Below are 23,717 nucleotides of genomic sequence, written 5' to 3'. Positions count from 1 at the left end.
GCGGCGACACGAGCAGCAGCCCGGCGGCGAGTCCCGTCACGGCCAGCAGGGCGGTTCTCCGCCGTGGTCTCACCCGGAATTTCACGCGGCTCTCCTTGCCGTACGGCTCTCTCGCCCGCTCTCGCTGCCGCGGCGGGGCAGATAGACCAGCGCCTCGGTCCCGGCGAAGCGCAGAACGAACGTCGTCACCAGGGCCAGTGCCGTGGCGGACAGGACACCCATGCCGAACTGGTGGACGAAGAACGCGATCAGCGGGATGCGCAGCACCAGATCGGCGTTGGCGAGCAGCGCGAACCGGCCCGTCCGGTCCCACCGGTTGCGGTGCTTGCGGCGCTCGCGGAACAGCAGATGCTCGATGAGCAGGAAGTTCCAGGCCACGCCGAGCTGGTTGGCGAGGATCTCCGCGGGTACGTAGTGCAGTCCGGCGGCGGTGAGCGCGTACAGGCCGAGCAGGTTCGGCACGAAGCCGGTGGCGCCGATCAGCCCGAAGACCACCATGCGGGCGACCGGTGAGGCGGTGCGCAGCCCGACGAGATGGCGCAGGAACCGGAAGCCCTCCTGCGCGCTCGACTTGGACTCGCCGGCGAAGCGGTCCTGGAAGACGAAGGGCACCTCGGTGACCTGCCGGGGGCGGCTGCGTACGGCCAGTTCGAGCAGGATCTTGTAGCCGAGCGGCCGCAGGACCTCGGCGGTGACCGCGCTGCGCCGGATCGCGAAGAACCCGCTCATCGGGTCGCTGATGCCCCGCAGCTTGCGCGGGAAGAGCGTCTTGGTCAGCCAGGTCGCGCCGCGCGACACCGCGATCCGGTAGCCGCCCGCGAGTCCTTCCCGGCTGCCGCCCTTGATGTACCGGCTGGCGACCACGAGGCCCGCGTTCGCGCGCTCCCCGGACGCGACCAACTCCGGTATCAGGGACGGCGGATGCTGGCAGTCCCCGTCCATCACCACGATCCACTGGGAGCTCGCCGCCTTGAGCCCCTCGACGACCGCGCCGCCGAGCCCGCCCTCGGGCACCTCGCGGTGCAGCACGGTCACCGGGAACGGGCAGTCCCGCGCGGCCTCGGCGATCACCTCGGGGGTGTCGTCCGTGGAGTCGTCCACGAAGACGACCTCGCAGGGCAGCCGGGCCGGCACCGACTCGGTGATCTGGCGCAGCAACTGCCGTATGTTCGCTGACTCGTTGAAGGTCGGGACGACGATGGTGACGGCACCGGGCTCCGGGACCTCGGCGGCGCGTACCGCCGGGTCGCCCAGTTCGCCGGGGACAGTGCTCTCGAAGCTGCTCATCGACTGCCTCCGGAACGGGCCGTGTTGATGGTGTCGTTGCTGTCGTTGTTGTCGTTGCTGTCGTCGATCCGCCGGATCTCGATGCGGTCCTCGCCCGTGCCGAAGGTGGCGACGGCCGTGGAGTGCTCGATCGCGGCCTTCACGTTCGGCAGGTCGACCGCGTCGCGCCGGACCGTCGGGGAGGCGACCACGTAGTCGAGGTCCTTCCAGCCGTGCGGCATCGTCCTGGTGACCGCTGGGTCGAGATCGGCCTTGTAGAACCAGATGGCGCCGAGGCCCGGCCGGTAGCCGTCGTGCACGAGGTCGAGCCAGAGCGCGTCGTCGACCAGGACACGGGTGTCCCGCGGGTCCTTCACCTCGGTCCTCAGCCACGAAGAGGCCGCCCGGTAGGGGGCGTTGGCGTCGGCGGTGACGGCCGTTCGGTCACCGTCGTACCAGCGGGGCACGACATAGGCGCCGGCGGCCACCACCAGCACGGCGGCCAGCCCGCGCCGCCCCCACGTCACATAGGTCCGCTCGTCGTCGGTCCGCCGTCTGCGCAGCACGGCGTGGGCGACGCTCGCGGTGCCTCCGGCGAGGACGAGGGCGAGGAAGGGGAGCGCCTGGATGACGTACATGGCGGGCAGGTAGCCGTTCGGGCGCATGGCCACCAGGGCGAGGATGGCCACGGTGAGCGCGGGTCCGGCCAGGGCGCGCGCGGTCACCGACCAGCGGAGGGTGGCCAGGAGCAGCAGGGCCCCCGCGAGTCCGCCGAGCGGCAGGACCCGGTCGTAGTAGAGCCAGGAGTGGAGCACCCCGTACGAGCCGGTGCCCGCCTCCAGGATGAAACCGGAGCCGGGGCGGCTCATCTGGTAGGTGATGCCCTCCCAGAGCGAGACGTGTCCGCCGCCGGGGAGCAACTCGCCTTTGAGCAGGGCGAAGAGCGGATACGCGGCACCGATCAGCACGCAGGCCGTGACCGCGCCGGTGAGCGCGAACTTGCGGGTGTCGCGATGGCTGTGCCGCCACATGGTGATGAACAGCGCGGGCAGGACGACGAGCATCGTCTCCTTGGTCAGCACGGCGGTGGCGGCCGCGAGGCCCGCGCCGAAGTGGTGCCACAGATGGCGGCTCGGCGACGCGGCCAGGCAGAACGCGAGCAGCGTCCACATCACCGCGATGTTGTCGAGGAAGATCTCCCGCTGGAGCACGACCGAGAGCGGGGAGAGCCCGAACAGGACCATCGCGAGGCCGGCCGCCCACCGCGGCAGCGACAGCCGGCGCGCGAGGACGTACAGCAGGACGGCGCTCACCGCGCTGACCACGAGCATCGCGCAGCGCATCGAACCGACCGTCATCAGCGACGGTCTGACGTGCGCGGGGATCCAGGTCAGACCGGCTATCTGGATCCAGCCGAGCGGCGGGTGGTCGTACCAGTAGGTGTAGTGGGCCAGGCCCTTGCCCTGCTGGACGGCCCAGGCCTGGGCGAGGTAGGTGCCCTCGTCGTCGCTGAGGGTCGGGTAGGCGGCGATGTTCCAGCCCTGCACGACGAGGATCGCCGCGAGCAGCGCCGCGCACAGGACGAGATCGGAGCGCGAGCCGCGAAAACGCGGTACGGGCAGGGACGTCGGGACGATTTTGGGCGCACGAGGCCGCTGCGCGGGGACCGTGGGTGTGGTCGCCGCGGGAAGTGTGGAGGTCACGCAGGAACGTCCTCTCGGATCACGTCGGTGAGATGCGCGCCGACATGACTGGTCAACTCCCAGTCGTTGCGCCCCCGTTGCTCACGCCAGACGGCGCGCACGGCGGCACCCGCGAGCAGCACCTGGTAGAAGGGGCCGCCGACGACGAGCTTCAGGTAGTGCACGGGGCGCACGCGAAGCCCGTACTGCTTGCCGAAGTCGTGCAGTCCGACGAGCTCGAAGACGAAGGTGACCAGGGCGGTCACGGCCGGCAGGAACGTGATGAAGGCGATCCCGACGGGCACGTCGAGGAAGAGCGCGACCGCCACGTTGAGCGGGATGATCACTCCGGAGACCGCCTGGAGATACGGCGTCATCAGCGTGTAGCGGGCGAGCAACCGCTGTCCGAATCCGGGCAGTTGTTTCCAGTCGCGCTTGCGGTAGACCTGCAGGAAGCCCTGGTTCCACCGGGTGCGCTGCTTGAGCAGCGACATCAGGGAGCCGGGCGTCTCCTCCTTGGTCACCATGTCGGAGTCGTACGCGACGACGACCTTCTTGCCGACACTGGACAGCCGTACGCCCAGATCGCAGTCCTCCGCGAGGCAGTTGGGATCCCAGCCGTCGGCTTCCCGCAGGACCTTCGTCCGTACGAAGACGGTGTTGCCGCCGAGCGGGATGAACCCTTTCTGCGCGTGCAGATGAAGGCGCGAGCGGAACCAGAAGAAGTACTCCAGGCAGTTGCGCAGGCTGTACCAGCTGGAGTTGAAGTTGATGAGCTGCACCCCGCCCTGGACGACGTCCGCCCCCGACGTGCGGAACGCGTGGTCGACATGGGCGAGCAGCTCCGGATGGACCTGGTCCTCGGCGTCGAAGACCCCGACCACATCGCCGCGGCAGTGCGGCAGGGCCGTGTTCATGGCCTTCGGCTTGTTCTTCTTCTCGTGGTGGTCGACGACGACACGGACCCGCGGATCGCGCGCCTCGGCACTCCGGGCCACCTCGGTGGTCTCCGGGTCGTCGTGCCCCACGATGACGATGATCTCGAAGTCGGTGTGGCTGGATTCCAGCAGCCGCTGAATGGTGTGGTCGAGCACGGCCTGCTCGTGCCGCGCGGGCAGCAGCAGCGAGAAGGACAGGCTCTCACCCCCGTCCGGACTGCTGAACCGGGTGGAGGCCAGCACTTCGGGCGTACGCCACGCGTGCATCTGCCACCACAGAGTGAAGGCAGCCATCCAGAAGAGCGCCAGAGAAACGGCAGCGATGAAGACAGACGTGAGCAACAGATCCCCCCAGATCCCCAAAAACCCCCTGTCGCGACGGTGCGTTACACCTGTCGCGTCACCGGCCCGAGACTATGGGTGATCTGTGAAGCGCACAGGTTCCTCCGGTGAAGGTCGTGTTTCATCACACTCGGTCGACTTGCCGAACAATCAGCGCTCTAGGGGCGTTTGAACCGGTTGGTAGTCACGCGTTTCGGCCGTTCAGAGCCGTGCGGAGCCGGTCGGGATCGGTCGTCGGAACGTCACAGGCGAAGTTACGGCAGACGTACGCGGCCGGCTTGCCGTCCACCAGTGACCGGCCGGAAAGCAGCGGAAGCTCGTCACTCTCCGGCGTCCCCACCGCCACGACGGCGCCCGGCGCCGTGCCCAGAAGTGCCGCGCGCCGCAAGGCGGTTGTGGCCGGATCGTTCCCCTCCCCGACCACCGCGACCTCCCGGGGACCGTCGAGCAGCGCCTCGGCCACCGCGAGCCCCCAGCCGATGAAACGGGGCGCCCGCGGCCCGAGCGCCTTCACGACACCGAGCGCCCGCTCGGCGGCGGTGCGATGGGGCTCGGCGCCGGTCTGCGCGGCATACGACAGCAGCGCTCCGGCCGCCGCGCTCCACCCCGAGGGCGTGGCGTTGTCGGTCGGGTCCTGCGGACGGCGGATCAACCGCTCGGCATCGGCCGCCGTGTCGTACAGGGCACCCGACTCGTCGTCCGTGAACTGCGCCAGCACATGGTCGAGCAGGAACCCGGCGAACTCCAGCCAGACCCCTTCCCCGGTCACGGACGTCAGCGCGAGGAAGCCCTCGGCGACATCCGCGTAGTCCTCCAGCACCCCCGCGTGGGCGCCCGCCCGGCCGTCCTTGCTCGTACGGACCAGCCGCGCCCGGTCGTCCATGTGCAGGCGTACGAGGAGGTCGGCGGCGCCGATCGCGGCCTCCACCAGGTCGGGGCGGTCGAAGTAGGCGCCGGTCTCGGCCAGCGCGGCCACCGCGAGCCCGTTCCATGCGGCGACCACCTTGTCGTCGCGTCCGGGGGCGGGCCGCCCGGCCCGCGCCGCGAACAGCCGCTCCCGCACGGAGGCGAGCTTCCCGGCGTCGAACACCTCGTCCCGCTGGGGAAGTTGGAGCACGGAGGCCCCCTCCTCGAAGGTGCCCTCCTCGGTTACCCCGTAGTACCGGGCGGCGAGTTCGGCGTCCGCGTCCCCGAGCACCTCACGCAGTTGCTCGGGCGTCCACACGTAGTACGCGCCCTCGACGTGCCTGCCGGTGCCGTCGTCGCTGTCGGCGTCGAGCGCCGAGGCGAACCCGCCCTCGGTGGTCCGGAGTTCACGCACCAGGAAGTCCGCGGTCTCCAGGGCGACCCGCCGGGCGAGCTCGGATCCGGTGGAACGCCAGAGATGTGCGTAGACGCGGCAGAGGAGCGCGTTGTCGTAGAGCATTTTTTCGAAGTGCGGGATCACCCACTCGCGGTCGACGGAGTAGCGGGCGAAGCCGCCGCCGAGCTGGTCGTAGAGGCCACCGCGCGCCATCCGCTCGCAGGTGTCGACGGCCATCTGGAGAGCGCCCTCGGAGCCGGTCCGCGCGTGGTGGCGCAGCAGGAACTCGATCACCATGGACGGCGGGAACTTGGGCGCGCCGCCGAATCCGCCGCGCGCGGCGTCGTAGTCCCGGGTGAGTCCGAGCAGCGCGCCGGCCAGCTCCTCCTCGCCCGGCACCGCGCTGTCCCCGAAGGTCAGCTCCCGCTCGGCGAGATCCCGCGTGATCTTCCCCGCGACCTCGGCGACCTCGTCCCGCCGGTCGGTCCAGGCGCCGGACACCCCCTCCAGCACCTGCCGGAAGGACGCCATGCCGTGGCGGGGCTCGGGCGGGAAGTAGGTGCCGAAGTAGAAGGGCTCGGCGTCCGGCGTGAGGAACACCGTCATCGGCCAGCCGCCCTGCCCGGTCGCCGCCTGCACCGCCTCCATGTAGACGGCGTCGACATCGGGCCGCTCCTCGCGGTCGACCTTGACGCTGACGAAGTGGTCGTTCAGATACGCGGCTGTGGCGTCGTCCTCGAAGGATTCGTGTGCCATGACATGACACCAGTGACAGCTGCTGTACCCGACGCTCAGCAGAACGGGCCGGTTGCTTCTGCGGGCCTCGTCGAAGGCCTCGGCCGACCACGGCCACCAGTCGACGGGGTTGTCGGCGTGCTGGAGCAGATACGGGGACGTCTCATGGGCCAGTCGGTTCACCCTGCCACTCTCCCACGGCGTCCGGGACGGTGTAGAAGCGCAGCTGCACCGGGGGCGCCCTTCGGGGGCATCTTCACGAGCGTGGCCGTACCGGTCGAGGAGCGCGCGGTCTTCACGTACGACTGGAAGGGCGGTCTGCGTACCGGTCGGCGGGCGCGATCGGCGGGATTGATCGACGGCCCTCTCGCGTTCGCGTCCTCCCCGAAGGACACTCATAGGCCAGGGAGTTGCTGCCGGAGGGGGACGTCACATGCGGGACAGCCATCGGGCGGAGGCCGAGCGGCTGTTGGTGCGGGCCGTGGAGGAGGAGGTACGCCGCTCCGGGGGGCGCGTGGACGGGGGTGCGCTGCTGTCACGGGCGCGGGCCGCGCTCGACGCGATGACGGAGACGTCCGCCGAGGAGTACACGGCGTACACCAGGGCGCTCGACGAGTCGGAGGCGGGACGGCAGACCTTCGGGCAGCGCTTCGCGCGCGAGGGATCCGGAACTCCCCTGCTGGTGGCGGTCGTCGGCGCGCTCGCGGCCGTCGTCACCGACCTGGCCCTCGGCACCGGCGCGGGCACGGCCGTCGGAACCGGCGCGACCGTGGCCGTGGCCGGCGCCGCCGCCACGGTCCTCAAGGTGACGGCCTCGCACGTGCCCGCCGCGAGCCGCCGGGCCGGAGCCCTGGGACAGCCCGGTGGCCCGGAACAGCTGCGTCTGCAATGGCTGACGGCCCTGGAGGTACGGGGTGTCCGCCCGTTCCTCGACCAGCAGCGGGTGCTCAACGCCTCCACCGGCGCCAAGAAGGGTGCGCCCCAGTTGCGGCGCACCGACAAGAGCGCGGCTGCCCGCCGGCGCAGCGTGCTGGAGCAGTCCTTCAATCAACTACCGGAGCAGGAAGGCCCGTTCACCGGGCGCCGGACCGAACTGTCACGGGTCGCGCAGTGGGTGCACGCGGCCCGGGCCAGCACGGAGACGAAACCGACGGTCGTGGTCCTGCACGGCGCGCCCGGCTCGGGCCGCAGCACGCTCGCGGTCCGGGCGGCGCACGCCCTCAAGGACCAGTTCCGCGGCGCGTGCGTGGTCGACCTGCGGGGCGACAGCCCGGACGACCCGCCGCTCACCACCCGCGACGCGCTGCTCCACCTGCTGAACCGGCTCGGCGCCCCGCGCGAACAGCTCCTCTTCCGTGAGCGCTCCTCGCAGGACCAGCAGGTCAGACGGCTGAGCGAGCTGTATCACCAGCATCTGACGGGCCTGCCCGTGACGATCGTGCTGGACGACGCGAGCGACGCCGAGCAGGTGCGCACCCTGGTCCCCGAGCGCTCGGACAGCCTGGTCCTGGTCACCGCGCGCGAGCCCCTCGACCTGCCCGCCGACCTCCCCGCCTGGGTGCACCGGCTCCCCGTCGAGGCGCTGGACGCGGCGGGCTCCGAGGAACTGCTGACCGCGGCGGCACAGGACGCGTCCGGTCCGTACGACGCCGAATCCACCGAACGGATAAGGGAGTTGTGCGGCGGCCTGCCGCTGGCCCTGCGCGTGGCGGGCTCCTCGCTCGGCCCGCGCTCCCCGCGCGGACTCGCCACCGACCTGGCGGCCTACGGACCCGTGGAACCCGTCGAGCGGGTGCTGTGGCTGCGCTACACGGACCAGTCGGACATGGCGCGCCGGCTGCTGCGCCGGCTCGCCCTGGCCGGTCGCGCCTCTCTGGGCGCGGCTGCGGCGGCGTCCCTCCTCGCGACGGACGAACCCGAGGCCGTCCGTCATCTGACCGCGCTCTCCCGGGCGGGCCTGATCGACCATGTGCGCGGCAGCCGCTACCGCCTGCACGATCTCGTGCGGACCTTCGCCGCGGCCCGCCTCCTCGACGAGGAGGAGCCCTCGGAGCGCACGGCCGCGCAGGAGCGCCTGATCGTGAACTACGCGGAGCTCGCCGACTCGGTGATCCGGCTGGTCGACGGCAAGACGTCGACGCGCGCAGACCAGTTCGGGCCGCACGGTTTCACCTCCCTGGACGCCGCGCTCCGCTGGCTGGACGACGAGTCGAGCTTCATCACGGCGACCCTGCGGCACGCGGAGGGGGTGAACCAGGCGGCGGTGCTCAACCTGCTGGGCGCCCTGTGCGACTACTGCCTGCTGCGCGGCGACCTCTACCGGCTGGGCGAGATCAGCGAGCTGACCCAGGCCGTCGACCAGGGGCTCCTCGTCCGCTCGGTGCAGTGGCGCACCGGTATCGCGGCCCGCCAGCTCGGCGAGCTGGACAAGGCGCGGACGACCCTGGCCGCGGTCGTGGACCTCTATTTCGAGGCCCACCACGACGCCGGGGCCGCCAGGGCGCTGTGCTCCCTGGGCATCACCCTGCACCACCAGGGCAACCTCATCGAGGCGGCGGCCAAGCTCCAGGAGGCCATGGACCTCCAGGCATCACCCGAGCTCGCGGCCGACCGCGCGTGGACGATGCACGCGCTGGCGGCGGTGGAGCGCGACAGATCCCGGCTCGCCGAGGCCCTCGGCCTCCTCACCGAGGCCCTGGTCCTGCACCGCGAGAGCGGTTCGGTGCACGGTGAGGCCTGGGCCCACTTCCAGCTCGGCCAGCTCGGCCTGCGGATGGGCGACGTGCCGCGCGCCGAGCGCGAGCTGCGCGAGGCGCTCGATCTGTACGACCGTACGCGCGACGCCCGTGGCGAGGCCTGGGCGCTCACCCAGCTCGCCCGCGCCCGGCTGGTCGAGGGCGACCCGTCCTCCGCGGTCGACGGGCTGCGTCAGGCGGCCTCCCGGCACCGCGAGAACGAGGACGCGCGGGGCGAGGCCTGGACGGTCTACTACCTGGGCCAGGCCCTGGAGGAGACCGGCGACCTGAATCTGGCGGTGCGCGAGCTGGAGCGCTCCCGGACGATGTTCTCCCGTATGCGGGACGTCTATGGCCTGGCCTGCGCCCGCCACCACTCGGCCCGGGTGACCCGCGACCAGCGCGCCGCGCAGACGGGCTCGCTGCGGAACTCGGGCTTCGCCCGCCAGCTCCTCGTCGACGCCCGCGCGGACTTCCAGCGCATCGGGGTGGCCCACGGCGAGGCCTGGACCTGCCTGGAGCTCGCCGTCGTCGACGCCGGCAACGCCCGCACGCAGCAGGCGCTGGCCCTGTGCGAGGAGGCCCTCGGCCTGTTCGCCTCGTACGGCGACCATCGCGGGGAGGACTGGGCGCGCTTCCTGCGCTGCACCCTGCTCCCCTACGCGGCCCCGGGCGGCCACGAGGTGGGCGCGGCGGTGGCCCAGGAGGAACTGTCGCAGCTCTCGCGGGCCGGCCACGCCACCCGGGACGGCAGGCTCGACGGCTTCATCGAGGCGTACCAGTTGCTGCTGGAGCGCGGAGTCGACCTGGACGCCGGCTGGCAGGCCTGGCGCCTGGGCATGGTGCCGGGACGGCACGCCCGCGACGTGATGGGCGTGACGGTGGTGACGTGAGCGAGGCGAAGCGCCCGCGCCGCACGGCGTGGGCGCGGCGAACCGCCCACCCCGGACGGCGTGGGCGTGGCGGGACACTCACGCCGGACGCAGGCACCCGGCAGGACTCCGCCCCTACGCCGACCGAAGCCCCCACAGGCCCAGAACTCCCGCGGGGGCTGGTGACCCGCTAGGGACCGCTCCCGGGGGGCCGGTGACCGGCTGGGGCCCGCTCCCGGGGGCGGCTCAGCCCTTCGCCGGTGCGGCCTTTCCACCGGAGCCGGAGCCGGTGCCGGAGGCGGACCGTTCCGCGTCACCGGGGCCCGCAGCCTTGTTCTCGGGGTCCTGCTCGAAGGTGACCTTGCCCATGTGGCGGTTCATGGACTTCATCAGGCCCCAGACGGCCAGGGCCATCACCGCGAAGACGATGAAGCCGAGGACGCCGGGGGTGACCTTGTTCTGGTCGACCTCCTTGGCGAGGGGGACGAGGTGCGTCAGTGCCAGGCTTGCGCTCATGTCAGGCATTGTCGCGGATGCCCGCAAAGAGGTCGTCCTCGGGGAGGGATGTATCGACGAGGGACTTGGCGAGCTCGTACTCCTCGGTCGGCCAGACCTCCCGCTGGATGTCCATGGGGACCTTGAACCAGCCGCCGTCGGGGTCGATCTGCGTGGCGTGCGCGATCAGCGCCTTGTCACGGATCTCGAAGAAGTCCGCGCACGGAACGTGCGTGGTCAGCGTGCGCTCGGCGCGCTCGAACTCGCTCCAGCGCTTCAGCCAGTCCCCGTACGGCGACTCCAGTCCGCGGTCCAGGAGCGCGTTGTGCAGCGCCTCGGTGCGCGGGCGGTTGAAGCCCTGGTTGTAGTAGAGCTTCCGCGGCTGGAACGCCGGCCCGAACTCGGACTCCGGGTACTTCTCGGTGTCCGTCGCGCCCTCGAACGCCACCATCGAGATCTTGTGGGTCATGATGTGGTCGGGGTGCGGGTAGCCACCGTTCTCGTCGTACGTGGTGATCACCTGCGGGCGGAACGAGCGGATCTGCTTGACCAGCTCGCCGGCCGCCTTGTCGAGGTCCTCCAGGGCGAAGCAGCCCTCGGGGAGCGGGGGCAGCGGGTCTCCCTCGGGCAGGCCCGAGTCCACGAAGCCGAGCCACTCCTGCTGGACGCCGAGGATCTCGCGGGCCTCGTCCATCTCCTTCTTGCGTACCTCGTGGATGTTGTCCTCGATGTACTTGTCGCCCTGAAGCTTGGGATTGAGGATGGAGCCGCGCTCCCCACCCGTGCAGGTCACGACCAGCACGTCCACCCCCTCGGACACGTACTTCGCCATGGTGGCCGCGCCCTTGCTCGACTCGTCGTCGGGGTGGGCGTGAACGGCCATCAGTCGCAGCTGGTCAGTCAAGACTCAATCCTCGGTCAGTCGGCTGTCGCCTGAGTAAGTCGGCTGTCGGCGCCCGGCGTGAATCAGCGCTTCGGGCGGCTTCTATAGTGACGGAATCGGGGGGCGAATAATTCCGGGGTCCTCATCACGGACCCCAGCCGAGAGGACGATCATGAGTACGGCGAGCGCACGGCTGCCCGAGGGCCGGTACGGCCGCTCCGCGGACGAACGCGCCGACCGGAAGCTCAAGATCATCGGGAGCGTCCTGGGCGCCGTCTTGATCGTGCTGGTCGGCTGGTTCGGCTACGACTACATCGCCGGGACCAAGATCAGCGCCCAGGTGATCACCTTCGCGGCGGTCTCGGACAGCGCGGTCGAGGTGCATCTGGAGGTGCACAAGGACGCGGGCACGCACGGCTACTGCACCCTGCGTTCGCAGAGCGCCGACGGCGTCGAGGTCGGCCGCGCCGACTTCCGCTTCGACCAGGACACATCCCGCCTCGACAAGGTGGTTACCCTGCGTACGACGGCCCGGGGCTCCACCGCGGAGCTCCTCGGCTGCCACACGGGCTGAGCGGCACCGCCGACCCGGACCCGACGGCATCGACACAGACCGGCATCACTCTCAGCAACTGGTAGCTGAGCTGCGTTGATGCAATTCTGATGTCTTATGTCCTCCCCTCAGAGCCGCTGAATTGTTAGGCTCGTGGTTTCGCCCACCCGTGAGAGAACATGCTTCTGGGTAGGGCGATGCTTTGTATCCCAGTACCTACGAGGAGCACCTGTGACCCAGACCAGCGAGAACGTCACCTGGCTGACCCAGGAGGCGTACAACCAGCTCAGGGCCGAGCTGGATCACCTGTCTGGTCCTGCGCGCACGGAGATCGCCGCCAAGATCGCGGCCGCGCGCGAGGAGGGCGACCTGCGCGAGAACGGCGGGTACCACGCGGCCAAGGAAGAGCAGGGCAAGCAGGAGCTCCGCGTGCGCCAGCTGACCCAGCTCCTGGAGAACGCCAAGGTCGGCGAGGCTCCCGCGGCGGACGGCGCGGTCGCACCGGGCATGGTCGTCACCATCGCCTTCGACGGCGACGAGGACGACACCCTGGACTTCCTGCTCGGCTCGCGCGAGTACGCGAACTCCGCCATCGAGACGTACTCGCCGCAGTCCCCGCTGGGCTCCGGCGTGAACGGCAAGAAGGTCGGCGAGGACGCCCAGTACGAGCTGCCGAACGGCAAGCTCGCCTCGGTGAAGATCCTCAAGGCCGTGCCCTACCAGGGCTGAGGCCGGACCGACGACGACGATGCCCCCGGCCGCCCGCCGGGGGCATTGTCATATCCGCGTCGAAGTCTGCGTCGATGTCGGCATCCGGTCCGACGCCTGAGACGACAACCGGACCGATGCCCGCGTGGGCATCCGGGCCGAGATCCGTGTCACGCCGTCGCGGAGCGGTACTTGCGGACCGCGAGCGTCCGGAAGATCAGCACGATCAGCACGGAGTAGATCACCGAGGCCCAGATCGAGTGCCGCATGGGCCAGGCGTGGGACGTCGACACCCCCGGGTTGGCGAACAGCACGCGGCACGCCTGCACGGTGGCGCTGAACGGGTTCCAGTCCGCTACATGCCGCAGCCAGGGCGTCATGTTGGCGGTGTCCACGAACGCGTTCGAGATGAACGTGACCGGGAAGAGCCAGATCAGCCCGCCGGAGGTGGCCGCCTCCGGCGTCCGCACGGACAGGCCGATGAGCGCGCCGATCCAGGTGAACGCGTACCCCAGCAGGAGCAGCAGCCCGAAGGCCCCGAGGACGCGGAACGCGTCGGTGCTGCCGTTCGAGCCGACCCGCCAGCCGACCATCAGGGCGACGATCGCGAGGACCAGCAGGGTCAGCGCGGTCTGCACGAGGTCGGCCAGGGTGCGGCCGGTGAGCACCGCGCCGCGGGCCATGGGCAACGACCGGAAGCGGTCGATGAGGCCCTTGTGCATGTCGTCGGCGATGCCCGCTCCGGCGCCCGCGGTGGCGAAGGTGACGGTCTGGGCGAAGATGCCGGCCATCAGGAAGTTGGTGTAGTCGGCGGCGCTGGTGCTGCCGCCGATCTTCATCGACCCGCCGAAGACGTAGGTGAACAGCACCACGAACATGATCGGCTGGATCAGCCCGAAAATGACCACCTCGGGGATCCGGGACATCCTGATCAGGTTCCGCCTGGCGATGACCAGGGAATCCCGGATGGACTGGACGACCGGGTTCGAGGGTGCCGCGACCTGCACGGTCTCGCTGACGGCGCTCACTTCGCGGCCTCCTTCTTGCTCTTGTCGGTCCGGGCGTCCTTGCCCTGGGCGGCCCGGGCGCCCTCGGACCCGCCGTTCTCCTCGGCCTTCTCCTCGGCCACGTGGCCGGTGAGGGAGAGGAAGACGTCGTCGAGGGTGGGGCGGCGCAGACCGATGTCGTCGATCTCGATGCCACGGGTGTCCAGCTCGCGGATCACCTCCGCGAGGAGCTTCGCGCCGCCGGTGACCGGCACGGTGAGCTTGCGGGTGTGCTCCTCGACCGTGGTCTCCCCCTTGCCGAAGCCGCGCAGCACCTCGGAGGCGGTCGCCATGTGTTCCCGCTCGTGCACGACGACCTCCACGCGCTCGCCGCCGGTCTGCGCCTTGAGCTCGTCGGCGGTGCCGCGGGCGATGACGCGGCCGTGGTCGACCACGCAGATGTCGTGCGCGAGGTGGTCGGCCTCTTCGAGGTACTGGGTGGTCAGCAGCAGCGTCGTACCGCCGTGGACCAGCTGCTTGATGACGTCCCAGAGCTGCTGGCGGTTGCGCGGGTCGAGGCCGGTCGTCGGCTCGTCCATGAACATCACCGGGGGCGACACGACCAGGGCCGCGGCGAGGTCGAGACGGCGGCGCATACCGCCGGAGTACGTCTTCGCGGTGCGGTCGGCGGCGTCGGCGAGGTTGAACTGCTCCAGGAGTTCGGCCGCGCGGGCCTTCGCCGCCTTCGCCCTCATCTGGTAGAGCCGGCCGACCATCTGGAGGTTCTCGCGGCCGGTCAGGTACTCGTCGACCGCCGCGAACTGTCCGGAGAGGCCGACCCTGCGCCGTACCGCGTCGGGGTCCTTGACCACGTCGATGCCCGCGACGACGGCCCTGCCGCTGTCGGGGCGCAGCAGGGTCGTGAGACAGCGGACCGCGGTCGTCTTGCCCGCGCCGTTCGGCCCGAGCAGGCCGAGCACGGTGCCTTCCGGGACATCGAGGTCGACACCGTCCAGAGCCCTTACGTCACCGAAGGTCTTCACCAGGCCTTCGGCGTAGATGGCGCCTGGCATGAGAGTTCTCCACGTCGTTGGGGATTGTTTTGATGTGCACGCAATGCGGACTTGTTCGCCATGGGGATGGTTCCGGCTCGACCCCGCCCGGGCGCCGACCCAGACACACACCGTAACGCGATGTATCGCGTTACTCAATGTATTTTTCCGGAGCGGGACGATCAGGATCCACGACTGCCCCCGACCTCAGTCGATGACGGTGTAACCCGCCTCGCGCAGCGCCAGATTCACCTCGGCGCAGTGGTCGTGCCCCTTCGTCTCCAGGTGCAGCTCGACCTCCACCTCCGTGAGCCCGAGCCGCGGGTCGGTCCGTACATGACTCACATCCAGGACGTTAGCGTCCGCCACTGACAACACCCCGAGAAGTGTGGCCAGAGCGCCGGGCCGGTCCGTGAGCCGCAGTGTGACCGCCAGATAGCGGCCGCCCGCCGCCATGCCGTGCCGCAGGATGCGCTGCATCAGCAGCGGGTCCACGTTCCCGCCCGACAGCAGCGCCACCACCGGGCCCTCGAAGGCACCGGGCTCGCGCAGCAGGGCCGCGACGGAGCTCGCGCCGGCCGGTTCGACGACCAGCTTGGCGCGCTCCAGGCAGAGCAGCAGGGCGCTGGACAGATTGTTCTCGGAGACCGTACGGACCTCGTCGACCAGTTCCTCGACGAGGCGGAACGGTACGTCGCCGGGGCGGCCGACCTTGATGCCGTCGGCCATCGTGGCCGGGTTCTCGATCGACACCGGCCGTCCGGCGGCGAGCGAGGGCGGGTACGCCGCCGCGCCCTCCGCCTGCACCCCGATGATCCGTACGTCCGGGCGCAGCGACTTCACCGCGACGGCCACCCCCGCCGCCAGCCCGCCCCCGCCGATCCCCAGGACGATCGTGCGCACCTCGGGGCACTGCTCCAGGATCTCCAGGCCGACCGTGCCCTGGCCCGCGATGATGTCGGGGTGGTCGAAAGGGTGGATGAACACGGCGCCCGTCTCGTGCGCGTACTCCTGCGCGGCGGCCAGGGTCTCGTCGACCACCTGCCCGTGCAGCCTCACCTCCGCGCCGTAGTGACGGGTGGCCGCGACCTTCGGCAGCGGTGCGCCGGTCGGCATGAAAACGGTGGACCGCACACCGAGCAGCGAGGACGCGAGCGCGACACCCTGCGCGTGGTTGCCGGCGCTCGCGGCGACGACACCCGCGGCGCGCTCCTCCGGAAGCAGGCCGGCGATCCGCACGTACGCGCCGCGCAGTTTGAACGATCCCGTCCGCTGGAGGTTCTCGCACTTGAACTGCACCGGCGCGCCCACGAGCCGCGACAGGTACCTGCTGCCCTCCATCGCGGTCACCCGCGCCACACCCGTGAGCATCTTCTGCGCGCCGCGTACGTCGTCGAGGGTCACGCCGGGAAAGGAGTCAGCCGTGCTGTAGCTCATGACCACCAGTCTCGCAGTTCACGCGGGCGCACTCCCGTCGTGACCACGCACCGAGACTCGGTTTGCGCAGCCCCGGTACGGCCCGCGCCCCGGCCGCGTAACCTGTCCCCCAACCCAGCTCCCCACGCATGAATTGAGCCCCCGGCCATGCCCACAACACCAGAGATGTCGATGGACATGACGACCGTCGGTGACACCGGTCTTCTCGAAGCCCTGCAGCACGAGGTCGCGGTCTTCGCGCGCCGTGCGGAACAGACCCGGCTCGGCGGGGTGGGGCAGGTGCGCAACTCCATGGACCGTGCCGCGTACCTGCTGCTCAACCGTCTCGACAAGGAAGGGCCGATGGGCGTCAAGGCGCTCGCGGCGAGCATGGGGATCGACTCCTCGACGGTCACCCGGCAGGTCGCCCCACTGGTCGACACCGGGCTCGTCAAGCGCACCTCGCACCCCGAGGACGGACGCGCGGTGGTGCTCCAGCTCTCCCCGCGCGGCCAGTCCCGGCTCGACGAAGTACGCACGTCCCGGCGTCAGTTGATGGCCGAGCTGACACACGAATGGGCGCCGGAGGAGCGTGAGGTGTTCTGCGCGCTCCTCACACGCTTCAACACCGCGCTCTCCGCCCGCCAGGCGGCCCAGGGCATGCCGGTGGCGGAGTCCGACCAGACCTCCTGAACTGCGCGGGGACAGTGCGCCGGGCCCGGGGCTCCCGGGTCTCCTATCGTCTCCCACGCGCGCGCGCATGTGCGCCGAACCCTTGACCGGAAGGCGCCCTCTGGCCTCATATGAGACCGGGTCCTCGCCGTACACGGTGCGGCGGGTCGCACGCGGCCGCGGGCCCTTCCTCAGGGTCGCCCTCAGGCGGGAGGCATGGTGCGAGAACGGCGTGCGTCCCAAGGCGTCCGCCGGGCCCGGGAGTTCGAGGCGTTCGTGGCGGGCGCGGCTGGGCGGCTGCTGCACACCGCCACGCTGCTCACCGCGGAACCCCGGGACGCCAACCCGCGCGCGCGGCGGCTGCTGACGCTGGCCCTGGCCCATACGTACGCCTCCTGGGACCGGCTGCACGGCGAGGATCCCTACGACCGTGCCCGACGGCAACTGGCCGTGCGCTTCCAGCGCGCCGCCTGGTACCAGTACGGGAGCTTCGCGCGGCTGCGCCCCGCACCGGACAACGTCCTGGCCCGGCTCACCCCCTTGGAACGGCTGATCCTCGTGCTCAGGCTGTACGAGGGAGTGGCCGACGAGCAGGCGGCGGCCCTGCTCGGACTCCCCACGGAACGTGTACGGGCGATCTGCGCCCGCGCCATGGCCACGATGCTGCACCCGCCCCGGGGCCCGGCGCCGGCCCGGGTGGAGGTGGCGCCGTCATGAACCGGCCGGAGCGCGAGGCCGCCGTACGACGCATGCTGGAGCAGGCACCGCCGCCCCCGATGCCGCCCGACCTGTACGGCGAGGTCGTACGCCGGGGAGGGCGCATGCTGCGCCGCAGGACGGCGGCCCGGCGACTGCTGTGGCTGGTGCTGCTCACCGCGGCCGTCGCCTTCGCCGTCTGGGCGGCGACGGCCCGCCCGTGGGTGGAGCCGCCGTCGCAGACGACTCCACCGCTGACGGGCTGGTGACCTGCCTCCACACTGCTGCCGGGCCGCTCGGCCTCCGGCCGGAAGGCGGCTCTCGTCTAGCCCAGGGCCTGCTGAAGGTCCTCGAGCAGGTCGTCGATGTTCTCGATGCCCACGGAGATGCGGACGAGGTCGGCGGGGACCTCCAGCGCCGAACCGGCCGCCGAGGCGTGCGTCATGCGTCCCGGGTGCTCGATCAGGGACTCCACCCCGCCCAGCGACTCACCGAGCGTGAAGACCTTGGCGCGGTTGCAGACCTCGACGGCCGCCTCCTCGCCGCCCGCGACCTGGAAGGAGACCATGCCGCCGAACGCCCTCATCTGCTTGGCGGCGATCTCGTGACCGGGGTGCTCCGGGAGGCCCGGGTACAGAACGCTCGTCACGCGCGCGTGCCGGGTGAGCATCTCGGCGACCCGTCCGGCGTTCTCGCTGTGCCGGTCCATGCGCACGGAGAGCGTCTTGGTGCCGCGCAGCACCAGCCAGGAGTCGAAGGGCCCGGCGACCGCGCCCATCGCGTTCTGGTGGTACGCCAGCTCCTCGCCGAGCTCCTGGTCACCGGTGATCAGGGCGCCGCCCACGACGTCCGAGTGACCGCCCATGTACTTGGTCAGGGAGTGCACGACGACGTCCGCGCCGAGCGCGAGCGGCTGCTGGAGGTAGGGCGTCGCGAAGGTGTTGTCGACGACCAGGCGGGCGCCCGCCTCGCGCGCGATCTGCGCGACCACGGCGATGTCGGTGATGCCGAGGAGGGGGTTGGAGGGTGTCTCGACCCAGATGACCTTGGTCTTCGGGGTGAGGGCGGCCCGCACCGACTCCGGGTCACTGGTGTCGGCGACCGACCATTCCACGCCCCACCGGGAGACGACCTTCGCGAAGAGCCGGAAGGTGCCGCCGTACGCGTCGTTGGGGATCACCACGTGATCGCCCGGGCTCAGCAGCGTTCGCAACAGGCAGTCCTCGGCCGCCAGTCCCGACGCGAACGCGAGGCCGCGGCGACCGCCCTCCAGGGCGGCGAGGTTCTCCTCCAGGGCGGTCCTGGTGGGGTTGGCGCTGCGGCTGTACTCATAACCGCCGCGCAGGCCGCCGACGCCGTCCTGCTTGTAGGTCGAGACCTGGTAGATCGGCGGGACGACCGCTCCGGTGAGGGGGTCGGCCGTGTTGCCCGCGTGGATCGCGAGCGTCTCGAAATGCTGACTGATGTGCCTGTCGCTCATGAGTCCCGAGCGTAGTGCTCCTCCGGGGTTCATGACGGCGTACGCCCCCCGCCGGCAACGCCGGACCCGGGACGGGGCCGACGCCCGGGCCGGTGACACGGCCGGTGACACGGCCGTACGGGGTCCGGTGCCGGGGCCTTCGCGGGAGGTGCGCCGGGACCGGGTTGGCCAATTGTCGGACCCGTCTGGTTCGCTTGAGGCATGGAGATTCTCTGGGTCCTGATGGCGCTGGCCATGTTCAGCCTGGTCCTGCTGCCCGTACTGCGGCGCGGGCGCACCGGTGTACAGCTGGTCTCGCCCGGCGACCCGGACGCCGCGGACCCGGCGAACTACGGGTTCCTGCGCCAGGAGGAGCTGGACATCCGCATGCCGGGCCCGGACGCGGATCTGCTGAACGTCCTGGACGTGGTGCAGCGGACCCATGACTATCGCGCGGCCTCGCAGCTGCTGGCCGGCACCGAGGTGGAGGGCGAGACGCGCTGGCAGCGGGTGCAGGCCTTCGCCGGCGCCGCGTCGCTTGAGCTTCTGCAGCGCCCCGGCGGGGTCAGCGAGACACCCGGCGGGCAGTGGCTGCGGGTGTGGCGCGCCGAGGCCCCCAAGGACGCGGGCGGCGCGGCGGTGCACGCCGAGTTCCTGGTGCAGCAGGCATGGCGGACCTCGACGCCGGGGACCGACGACTTCCGGATCATCATGGAGGAGGCGCGGTCCGCGTGCGGCGAGGCGGCGCTGCTGTCCCCCGGTGACCCGGTCCCGTACATCATCGAGTTGTCGGTGGCCCGTGGACTCGCCTACTCCCAGCCGGAGTTCGAGAAGCTCTGGCTGAAGATCCTGGACCGCGCGCCCTCCCACATGGGCGCGCATCTGGCGGCCCTGCACTACTGGTGCGAGAAGTGGCACGGCTCGCGGGAGACGGCGTACTCCTTCGCGGAGGCCGCGGCGGCTCGCGCACCGCAGGGCTCCCTCCTCGCGGCGATGCCGCTCTTCGCGGTCTTCGAGCACCTCCCCGAGGTGAACCTGGTCCGCAGCTTCTACCAGAGCGAGGTCGTGACCAAGGCCGTCCACGGCGCGCTGTACGCGGTCCACGCGGCCCGCCCCGACGACCCGATGCTCGCCCACGTCCGCCATCTGCTGGTCCTCTTCCTGGTCCGCGGCGAGCGCTGGTCCGAGGCCATGGACCAACTGGTGCACGTCGACGGCCACGTCGGCGCCCTGCCCTGGACCCTGACCCCCGACCCGGCCGCGGACTACGCGATATACCGCGCCCTCGCGGTGGCGGGATACGAGGCGAACGGCGGAAGCCCGGCGACGCTGTCGCTCTGACCGTCAGGCGCGGCGAGGACGACTCGGCGGCCCGGGAGCCCGGGAGCCTACGGTCCGGGCCGCCGGATCCGGGGGTCGAGCCGGGTGACCGCGGCCCGGGAATTCGGTTGCCCCGCCGGACCGCGGCGGGCTAAACACGAGGCATGGCCGACATCCAGGGCTCGTACGACGACCTCTTCACCGCCGTGCCCAACGCGCTGTCCGCGCTGCTGGACGAGGGCGACGCCGGTGGCTCGGTGGCCGTTTTCGTGGACGGCGAACCGGTGGTGGACGTGTGGGGCGGGTTCGCCGACGCGGACCGCACGATCCCGTGGCAGCGCGACACGATCACCAGCGTCTGGTCCGTCACCAAGACGATGACGGCGCTGTGCGCGCTGATCCTGGTCGACCGTGGCGAACTCGACCTGGACGCGCCGGTCGGCCACTACTGGCCCGAATTCGCCGACGCGGGCAAGGAGAAGGTGCTGGTGCGGCACCTGCTCGCGCACACCGCGGGCCTGCCCGACTGGGACGGGCCGGTCGAGGACCTGTACGACTGGCCGGCCGCCACCGCACGTCTGGCGGCGCAGGCTCCCCGATGGGAGCCGGGAAGCGCCGCCGGGTACCACTCGCTCACCCAGGGATTCCTCGTGGGCGAGGTCGTACGCCGGATCACCGGCCGCAGCCTGGGCGAGTTCTTCGCGGAGGAGGTGGCCGGACCGCTGGACGCCGACTTCCGCATCGGGCTGCCCGCCGAGCACGACCACCGGGTGGCACGCGCGATCCCGCCGTCCGGCCAGAGCGAGGACTACGCCGCGAGCGCGCCCGGCGGCAAGGCGGCTCCCACCGCCGCCACCCGCATTCGGGTCCGTGACGGCAACAGCGTGGCCTGGCGTCGTGCGGAGATCCCCGCGGCGAACGGATTCGGCAACGCCCGTTCGATCGCCCTCACGCAGTCGGTGCCGGCCTGCGGAGGAGCGGTGCGCGGGACGCGGCTGCTGTCGCAGGCCGGCTGTGACCGTGCGCGGCAGGAGCAGTTCAGCGGCGAGGACCGCGTCCTGGGGATGCCCGTGCGCTGGGGCCTGGGCTACGGGCTGTTCGACAACACCTACGGGTGGGGCGGCTGGGGCGGTTCCTTGGTCGTGATCGATCCCGAGCACCGTATGACGGTGGCTTACGTGACACAGCAGATGCGCGAGCCCGCGGACGACACCCGGGGCCTGGAGATGGTGATGGCCGCCTACGACGGGCTCCAGGGCCTACGGAGCTGATCCGACGGGCCCGGCCCACGTCAGGGCCCGGGGCACGGTCAGAGCCGGGTCAGAGCCGGGTCAGAGCCCGGGTCAGGGTCGGCGCCCGGGTCCGAGCCCGTCAGGGGCGGGGGCAACGCCCGAGCCCGGCTCAGCCATGGGCACAGCTCGGCGAGACGGGGGTCGCCGAACTGTGCCGAAACCGAAGGTCCCTCAGTTCTGGCAGCCGCAGCCCGCCGCGGACTTGGCCTCCGCGACCGGGACTCCGGGGTCGGCCGGGGTCTCGGCGGACGTGCAGCAGGCGTTGACGCCGCAGCACGCGTCGGCCGACCCGGTCGTACGGGATGTCCGCGCCTCGGTCCGCGGTTTGCCCGCGCGCACGATGGCGGAGTGCATGCCGTCGGCCACCGAGTGCGTGGGGGTGATCTCGACGTTCACGAAACCCGCCGCCTCAAGGCCCGCGCGGTACTCGGCGAAGGACAGGGCGCCGGCGATGCAGCCGACGTGGTCGCCGCGCTCCGCGCGCTGCCCGGGTGTCAGATTGTCGTCGGCGACGACATCGGAGACGCCGATGCGGCCGCCCGGCGTCAGAACACGGAACGTCTCGGCGAACACCGCCGCCTTGTCGGTCGACAGGTTGATCACACAGTTGGAGATCACCACGTCGACGGTGCCGGCGGGGAGCGGGATGGCCTCGATGGTGCCCTTGAGGAACTCGACGTTCGTCGCGCCGGCCTTCCTGGTGTTGGCCAGGGCGAGTTCGAGCATCTCGTCGGTCATGTCGAGGCCGTACGCCCTGCCCGTGGGGCCGACGCGACGGGCCGAGAGCAGGACGTCGATGCCTCCGCCGGAGCCGAGGTCGAGGACGCGTTCGCCTTCGTGGAGATCGGCCACCGCGGTCGGGTTGCCGCAGCCCAGTGAGGCGGCGACGGCTTCGGCGGGCAGGGTGTCCCGCTCATGGGCCGCGTAGCGGGTGGACCCGAAGTTCTCGTCCACCTCGACCGGCTGCGGCCCGCAGCAGGCGGTGCCGCCCTCGGTCACCTTCACGGCCGCGGCGGCATACCGCCGGCGAACGGTCTCGCGCAGTTCAGTGGGCTGATCACTCATGACTCACTCCTGGATGACGGGGCACGCCAGGCCCCGGAACGGCTTGTATTGACGTTCTTCGATGCAAGCTTGCGCCTTGCATCGAAGAACGTCAACATAGAGGTATGTCGAAACAAGAGCTTGAGATCATCGGGCAGAAGGCGGACGGCGCCTGCTGCCCGGGGCTGGCCACCGCGCCGCTGGCCGAGGACCTGGCCGCCGAACTGGCGAAGGCGTTCAAGGCCCTGGGCGACCCGGTGCGGCTGCGGCTGCTCTCGATGATCGCTTCGCGGGAGGGCGGCGAGGTGTGCGTGTGTGAGCTGACGCCCGCGTTCGAGCTGTCGCAGCCGACGATCTCCCACCATCTCAAGCTGCTCCGGCAGGCCGGACTCATCGACTGCGAGCGGCGTGGCACCTGGGTCTACTACTGGGTGCTGCCCGGCGCCCTGGACCGGCTGGGCGCGTTCCTGACCGCTCCCGAGCCCGCCGGGGTGACCGCGTGAACGCATCCCTCGGGCGGCGCGCCGTGGCCGAACTGGTGGGTACGGCCGCGCTGGTGGCGGTGGTGGTCGGCTCGGGCATCCAGGCGACGCGGCTGTCGCAGGACGTCGGCGTGCAGTTGCTCGCGAACTCGCTCGCCACCGTCTTCGGCCTGACCGTGCTGATCACACTGCTCGGTCCGGTCTCGGGTGCCCACTTCAACCCGGCGGTCACGCTGGCCGCCTGGTTCACCGGGCGGAGGAGCGGCGACGGAACGACCGCACGCGAAGTGGCCGCGTACGTCCCCGCCCAGGTCGTGGGCGCGATCGGCGGCGCGGTGCTGGCCGACGCGATGTTCGCCGAACCGCTCGTGAAGTGGTCCACGCACGACCGCTCCGCGGGTCATCTGTGGCTGGGCGAGGTCGTGGCGACGGCCGGGCTCATCCTGCTGATCTTCGGCCTGACCCGTACGGATCGCGCCCACCTCGCGTCCGCCGCGGTGGCCTCCTACATCGGGGCCGCGTACTGGTTCACGAGCTCGACGTCGTTCGCGAACCCGGCGGTGACCATCGGCCGGGCCTTCACCGACACGTTCGCGGGCATCGCCCCGGCCTCCGTCGCCCCGTTCGTCGTCGCGCAACTCGTCGGTGCCGCGGTCGGCGTGGGCCTGCTGGCGGCGGTGTTCGGCCGGCCCGCGCCCGCCCAGACGGGCACCGTCCTGCCCGACAGCGAGCCAGAGCTCGCTCCGACCGCCCCCTGACCCACCTCCGCCACGACGCTCCCCCAGC

The 23,717-nt window shown here is 71.1% G+C and carries 21 protein-coding genes; 10 read left to right on the top strand and 11 right to left on the bottom strand.

Annotated elements, in window-relative coordinates; genetic code table 11:
• Positions 1–81 precede the first annotated feature (81 nt).
• The 4 genes from ACIQRL_RS19250 to ACIQRL_RS19235 form a co-directional block, all read right to left on the bottom strand.
• Entirely contained in the window at positions 82–1,287 is a 1,206-nt protein-coding gene (locus ACIQRL_RS19250; RefSeq protein ID WP_401332723.1) for a glycosyltransferase, read from the bottom strand.
• A complete protein-coding gene (locus ACIQRL_RS19245; RefSeq protein ID WP_401332721.1) occupies positions 1,284–2,969 on the bottom strand; it encodes an ArnT family glycosyltransferase in 1,686 nt (561 codons plus the stop codon). The genes ACIQRL_RS19250 and ACIQRL_RS19245 overlap by 4 nt, the downstream gene beginning before the upstream one ends.
• Positions 2,966–4,228 carry a glycosyltransferase gene (locus ACIQRL_RS19240; protein ID WP_401332720.1) on the bottom strand — a complete coding sequence of 421 codons (1,263 nt, stop codon included), beginning with the start codon at positions 4,226–4,228 and terminating at the stop codon, positions 2,966–2,968. The genes ACIQRL_RS19245 and ACIQRL_RS19240 overlap by 4 nt, the downstream gene beginning before the upstream one ends.
• A gap of 184 nt (positions 4,229–4,412) precedes the next feature.
• Entirely contained in the window at positions 4,413–6,449 is a 2,037-nt protein-coding gene (locus tag ACIQRL_RS19235) for a thioredoxin domain-containing protein (RefSeq protein ID WP_401332718.1), read from the bottom strand.
• Between the two features lie 250 nt (positions 6,450–6,699).
• On the opposite strand from ACIQRL_RS19235, the gene ACIQRL_RS19230 reads away from it, so the two are divergent.
• Complete coding sequence (locus tag ACIQRL_RS19230) at positions 6,700–9,894, top strand: tetratricopeptide repeat protein (RefSeq protein ID WP_401332716.1); 3,195 nt, start codon at positions 6,700–6,702, stop codon at positions 9,892–9,894.
• A gap of 225 nt (positions 9,895–10,119) precedes the next feature.
• Here ACIQRL_RS19230 and ACIQRL_RS19225 read toward each other — a convergent pair whose 3' ends face one another.
• Complete coding sequence (locus tag ACIQRL_RS19225; RefSeq protein WP_401332714.1) at positions 10,120–10,398, bottom strand: hypothetical protein; 279 nt, start codon at positions 10,396–10,398, stop codon at positions 10,120–10,122.
• Entirely contained in the window at positions 10,391–11,272 is an 882-nt protein-coding gene (gene mca, locus ACIQRL_RS19220; protein WP_401332712.1) for a mycothiol conjugate amidase Mca, read from the bottom strand. The genes ACIQRL_RS19225 and mca overlap by 8 nt, the downstream gene beginning before the upstream one ends.
• A gap of 151 nt (positions 11,273–11,423) precedes the next feature.
• On the opposite strand from mca, the gene ACIQRL_RS19215 reads away from it, so the two are divergent.
• On the top strand, positions 11,424–11,825 hold the full coding sequence (locus tag ACIQRL_RS19215; protein ID WP_401332710.1) for a DUF4307 domain-containing protein: 402 nt from the start codon (positions 11,424–11,426) through the stop codon (positions 11,823–11,825).
• Positions 11,826–12,035: 210 nt separating this feature from the next.
• A complete protein-coding gene (gene greA, locus ACIQRL_RS19210; RefSeq protein WP_401332709.1) occupies positions 12,036–12,533 on the top strand; it encodes a transcription elongation factor GreA in 498 nt (165 codons plus the stop codon).
• 149 nt (positions 12,534–12,682) lie between these two features.
• Here greA and ACIQRL_RS19205 read toward each other — a convergent pair whose 3' ends face one another.
• The 3 genes from ACIQRL_RS19205 to ilvA form a co-directional block, all read right to left on the bottom strand.
• On the bottom strand, positions 12,683–13,540 hold the full coding sequence (locus tag ACIQRL_RS19205) for an ABC transporter permease (protein ID WP_401332707.1): 858 nt from the start codon (positions 13,538–13,540) through the stop codon (positions 12,683–12,685).
• The gene (locus ACIQRL_RS19200) at positions 13,537–14,571 is read right to left on the bottom strand and encodes an ATP-binding cassette domain-containing protein (RefSeq protein WP_401332705.1); all 1,035 of its coding nucleotides are present in this window, start codon (positions 14,569–14,571) and stop codon (positions 13,537–13,539) included. Before ACIQRL_RS19200 ends, ACIQRL_RS19205 begins: the two co-directional genes overlap by 4 nt.
• Before the next feature lie 186 nt (positions 14,572–14,757).
• The gene (gene ilvA, locus ACIQRL_RS19195; RefSeq protein ID WP_401332704.1) at positions 14,758–15,987 is read right to left on the bottom strand and encodes a threonine ammonia-lyase; all 1,230 of its coding nucleotides are present in this window, start codon (positions 15,985–15,987) and stop codon (positions 14,758–14,760) included.
• Positions 15,988–16,152: 165 nt separating this feature from the next.
• Between ilvA and ACIQRL_RS19190 the strand changes: the two genes are divergently transcribed.
• From ACIQRL_RS19190 to ACIQRL_RS19180, 3 genes are all read left to right on the top strand, one after another.
• Positions 16,153–16,659, top strand: a complete 507-nt coding sequence (locus ACIQRL_RS19190) for a MarR family winged helix-turn-helix transcriptional regulator (protein ID WP_401333360.1) — start codon at positions 16,153–16,155, stop codon at positions 16,657–16,659.
• A 198-nt stretch (positions 16,660–16,857) separates the two neighbouring features.
• A complete protein-coding gene (locus ACIQRL_RS19185) occupies positions 16,858–17,355 on the top strand; it encodes a sigma factor-like helix-turn-helix DNA-binding protein (RefSeq protein WP_401333358.1) in 498 nt (165 codons plus the stop codon).
• Positions 17,352–17,603 (top strand): hypothetical protein, encoded by a 252-nt coding sequence (locus tag ACIQRL_RS19180; RefSeq protein WP_401332702.1) that lies wholly within the window; start codon positions 17,352–17,354, stop codon positions 17,601–17,603. The genes ACIQRL_RS19185 and ACIQRL_RS19180 overlap by 4 nt, the downstream gene beginning before the upstream one ends.
• A gap of 56 nt (positions 17,604–17,659) precedes the next feature.
• Here ACIQRL_RS19180 and ACIQRL_RS19175 read toward each other — a convergent pair whose 3' ends face one another.
• Positions 17,660–18,814: a cystathionine gamma-synthase gene (locus tag ACIQRL_RS19175; protein WP_401332700.1), complete on the bottom strand. Its 1,155-nt coding sequence runs from the start codon at positions 18,812–18,814 to the stop codon at positions 17,660–17,662.
• Between the two features lie 201 nt (positions 18,815–19,015).
• Between ACIQRL_RS19175 and ACIQRL_RS19170 the strand changes: the two genes are divergently transcribed.
• On the top strand, positions 19,016–20,134 hold the full coding sequence (locus tag ACIQRL_RS19170; protein WP_401332698.1) for a hypothetical protein: 1,119 nt from the start codon (positions 19,016–19,018) through the stop codon (positions 20,132–20,134).
• 143 nt (positions 20,135–20,277) lie between these two features.
• On the top strand, positions 20,278–21,384 hold the full coding sequence (locus ACIQRL_RS19165) for a serine hydrolase domain-containing protein (protein ID WP_401332696.1): 1,107 nt from the start codon (positions 20,278–20,280) through the stop codon (positions 21,382–21,384).
• Positions 21,385–21,576: 192 nt separating this feature from the next.
• On the opposite strand, the gene arsM is transcribed toward ACIQRL_RS19165, so the two are convergent.
• A complete protein-coding gene (gene arsM, locus ACIQRL_RS19160) occupies positions 21,577–22,470 on the bottom strand; it encodes an arsenite methyltransferase (protein WP_401332694.1) in 894 nt (297 codons plus the stop codon).
• A gap of 104 nt (positions 22,471–22,574) precedes the next feature.
• Here arsM and ACIQRL_RS19155 point away from each other — a divergent pair, with 104 nt between their 5' ends.
• A complete protein-coding gene (locus ACIQRL_RS19155; protein ID WP_401332692.1) occupies positions 22,575–22,952 on the top strand; it encodes an ArsR/SmtB family transcription factor in 378 nt (125 codons plus the stop codon).
• The gene (locus tag ACIQRL_RS19150; RefSeq protein ID WP_401332690.1) at positions 22,949–23,689 is read left to right on the top strand and encodes an MIP/aquaporin family protein; all 741 of its coding nucleotides are present in this window, start codon (positions 22,949–22,951) and stop codon (positions 23,687–23,689) included. Before ACIQRL_RS19155 ends, ACIQRL_RS19150 begins: the two co-directional genes overlap by 4 nt.
• The last annotated feature ends 28 nt before the right edge of the window (positions 23,690–23,717 follow it).

Source organism: Streptomyces sp. NPDC091209 (genome assembly GCF_044757755.1).
Lineage (GTDB): Bacteria > Actinomycetota > Actinomycetes > Streptomycetales > Streptomycetaceae > Streptomyces.
This window is presented reverse-complemented; position numbering and strand designations above follow the sequence as displayed.